The 3,459-nt window shown below is 45.4% G+C and carries 3 protein-coding genes; all 3 read right to left on the reverse strand.

What is annotated here, in order from left to right:
• Positions 1 to 96: 96 nt before the first annotated feature.
• Genes BXO88_RS16000 through BXO88_RS16010 form a run of 3 tightly spaced genes read right to left on the reverse strand, consistent with a single transcriptional unit; the run spans position 97 to position 3,321 of the window.
• Complete coding sequence (locus BXO88_RS16000; RefSeq protein ID WP_078038724.1) at positions 97 to 1,137, reverse strand: tyrosine-type recombinase/integrase; 1,041 nt, start codon at positions 1,135 to 1,137, stop codon at positions 97 to 99.
• Entirely contained in the window at positions 1,124 to 2,095 is a 972-nt protein-coding gene (locus BXO88_RS16005) for a tyrosine-type recombinase/integrase (RefSeq protein ID WP_078038725.1), read from the reverse strand. The genes BXO88_RS16000 and BXO88_RS16005 overlap by 14 nt, the downstream gene beginning before the upstream one ends.
• Positions 2,092 to 3,321 carry a tyrosine-type recombinase/integrase gene (locus BXO88_RS16010; RefSeq protein WP_168171756.1) on the reverse strand — a complete coding sequence of 410 codons (1,230 nt, stop codon included), beginning with the start codon at positions 3,319 to 3,321 and terminating at the stop codon, positions 2,092 to 2,094. The genes BXO88_RS16005 and BXO88_RS16010 overlap by 4 nt, the downstream gene beginning before the upstream one ends.
• Between the last annotated feature and the right edge of the window lie 138 nt (positions 3,322 to 3,459).

Raw genomic sequence — 3,459 nt, forward strand, 5'->3', positions numbered from 1 at the left:
AGAAATCCAAACTTAAATAAAATCCAAACTTTCTGCCAAGATTCTACTCCTTATAAGTATTCAGCCAGCAGAAAGTTTTGATTTTATTTTGAAGTATCATTTCCGGTTTAAGCCGCAGAACCCAGTGAGGGAAGAAGCATTGGAGTTTTTCCATTTCTTCTCGACCTTCTTTTCCTTTTCATTTTCAAGGGTTGCAAGCGCTTTAACCTTTTCTGCGGTTGTTATGTCCAGATATTTCATGGTTGTTTCTATCTGTTCATGACCAAGAAGGAACTGTACTTCAACAATGCTGAGCCCGTCCTCTATCCAATGTGAGGCTTTTGCATGGCGGAAAAGATGCGCATGGCTTTTAATCGGGACATCACTACATTTATCATGGGCAATCCTGGCATATATTTTAATCCTCTTGTCCATAGCGGCTTCCGTCAGCTTTTTATAGTTCTCGCCAACGCGGCTATAAAACAGAAGGCGGTCATGATCGGGGGATGGCCCATGCACTTCTTTCATGTATTTCCTGAGCAGCGCCACTGCCCTCGGAAGCAGATAGGAAGTACGAAGTTTGTCCCCTTTACCATAGATGTTGACATATGGCTTGTTGACATCAAGATTTATATGCCCGATTTTTATGGATAACACTTCATCCATCCGGGCGGCCGTCGCGTAAAGAAGCGTCAGGAATACCAAATCCCTGCGGCCGATCGATGTGGCTGTATCAGGAGCTTCCAGCATGGCAGCAACGGCTTCCCGAGAAAGACCTGACACTTTGCGTTTCGGGCACTTTTGGCGTTTGATACGTTTGGATTCCTGGTACAAATACTCCATCTTGATGTCTTTGCTGGCAAGATATTCAAGAAACCTCCGCAGAGAAGCAAGTCGGTTATTGCATGTTTCGGGAGAATTCTTACGGTTTTCCTTTAGCCACAGGATCCATTTTTCAATCCAATCCTTCTCAAGGTGGTGACGGTCAAGATTGGATGGGGTAACCCCCGATTCTTCCAGGAATTGGAAATATAGCGTCAGTGCATCGCTATAACCCTTTAAGGTATTCTCGCTGTTAGTAAGGAACTGAGGCGCATACTCATACAGGAACTCAGAAATCCTCCTTGCTATTACCGGGGCATCGTCAATCTTCTTCATCCCACACCTCCGGTACGATATCATTGAATCCGGCTTCGGTTTTTTCGCGCAGCTTATCAGCAAGCCGGGGAACAATGGAATAGTAGTAAAGTGTCGATTGTATCCAACGGTGCCCCATGGACTTTGACAGGTAATGCAGCTTTTCACTAAAGGAAAAGCTGTCATCTTCCCATGAGCTGATGTTCACTATCGCATAATGATGCCGGAGGTCATATGGAATCATTCCCCTGGAATCGCCGTTAGACACTTGCCAGAGCTTCTTGAAGTTATCATTGACCCAATCCCTGCCATAGCAGCCACCCTTCATGGATTGGAAAAACCATGTGCGGTCTGGCTGGAGCCTGTCTGCGGCATCGTCATAGCTTACCAGAAGTTCCGTCATCGTTTCATGAAGGGCCACATAATGCTGGTCGTAGCCCTTTGATTTTTGTATATCCAAGACTCCGTGGGATAGATCAACATCTGTTCTTTTTAAATAGCGAGCCTCTGTTGTCCGTATGCCGCTGCTGTAAAGAAGCCTGAAAAAAGCAGGGCATTGTATCTTTCTAAGCACGGAGGCGGGCCTGTTTTTGTATGGGATGATGCTGTCACATGCTTCGAAAAATCGCCGAAGCTCTTCATCCGAGAACGGATGGGGAACATATTTCCTCTTGTTAAGCTTTGGTGAGGCTGGCACGTTTATGTCAGTCAGTCCCCGACTCTTCAGGTATTCAATGAATTGCCTAGCCGGAAGCGTTCTCGTGTAGCAGGAGCCGCTTGTTTCACTGTCCCTTTTTGTACACCATCCGTCAATCATTGCTTGTATGGGCATGGATGAGAGGTCATAGTTATCAGCGCAATAATGATCAAAGTATACCAGATTCTGCCGGCTGGCATATTCATTCCAGGATCCAGATGCTTTGCGGTATCTGACGAATGCTTCTAATTCGTCAGCAAACCCCGAACGGAAAGGACTCATATGTCAAACACCCCCTCCCTGACAGGGAATATGGCGATACTCAGGGCACATTCGCGGAGATGTGTGATGTCTGCAAATGTATAGTAATCCAGCGAAGCCGGGTCATCATGACCCAGAGTGGCACTGACAACCGGACGGGGGATCCCTTTGCTGATAAGAGCAGTTGCGGCATTATATCTGAAAAGATGGGAGCCGCGCCTCTCTCCCTTTTCCAGTCTGATGGATGCCGCATCATATATCTTGGAAGCGATAAGAAAAACCGCACCGGCTGTTATGGGGTCATAGGGACGATTTTCGCCAAGAAAAACATACTCCTCATTGCTGTCAGGGCGTTCGGACACTATGTAATCATAAAGCGCATTGCCAACCATTGCTGACATCGGAAGGGTTAATGGAACATCGGTTTTATCCTGGACAAGACGAATTTCGTCATTTTCCCAGTCAATCTCTCCGAGGGTTAATGAAGCTATATCACATGCCCTGAGTGCCGTGAAGAATAACAGTACACCTATTGCTCTGTTGCGGAGGCTCAAAGATGACGTGCCATCAGGAGACAGTGCTTCATGCAGACATTCCACTTCCTCTGGCTGAAGATACTGGATGTTTTTTCTATGGGGTCTTGTTTTAGGAAGAAAGGCGAGTATCCTTTTTGCATCCTCATTGTACTTTCCAAGGTCTGCCTTGAATACAAGGGATATCTGCTTCCTGTAACCATTTGACAGAGCAATGTTCCCGGAGACATCAGTAAAGAAGGACATGGCAGCTTCTTCACTGATATCTGAAAGGGTGCAGCATCCCTTGCCCTGCATAGAAAGCAGGAAACATGATACAGCAGATACATTGCCTTTAACCGTTTGTGGCTTGAGCCCGCGTTTGAGTTCTGCATCACGATAAGTATCAACAGTGTCCTTGAATGCAGAATTGAGCTTGTGATATGCCCCGCGCTTTATTAACGGTTCTTTCCTCCGGTAGTCAGGAAATATACCGTCAAGATCAAAGCGTTTCAGGATTCCGTACTCCAGACGGTATCTCCGCTGCATTTCTGCCGATTTTGTTTGGCTCTGCCTGGCTTGACAGGCTTCTTCATACGAATCGACAGAATGCCAGTTTTTCTTAAGCCAGTTGATCTCAGTCTTAAGAAGAAGGATATAGCTTTTAGAATATCCATCGTCTTCCATATGACGTATGAGCTCATCTGAATGTAGTAATAAGTTTTCAATGTTCATGATCATTACCTCCTTGCCCTGAATGATAAAAGAGCACGGTTGTAATGAATAATAAAATCTCAACTTTTAGAAAGGAAATGTTTGATATAATCGCATTTGTTGGCGGAAAGTTTGGATTTTATTTAAGTTTGGATTTCG

Source organism: Oribacterium sp. C9, from assembly GCF_002007235.1.
Lineage (GTDB): Bacteria > Bacillota > Clostridia > Lachnospirales > Lachnospiraceae > Oribacterium.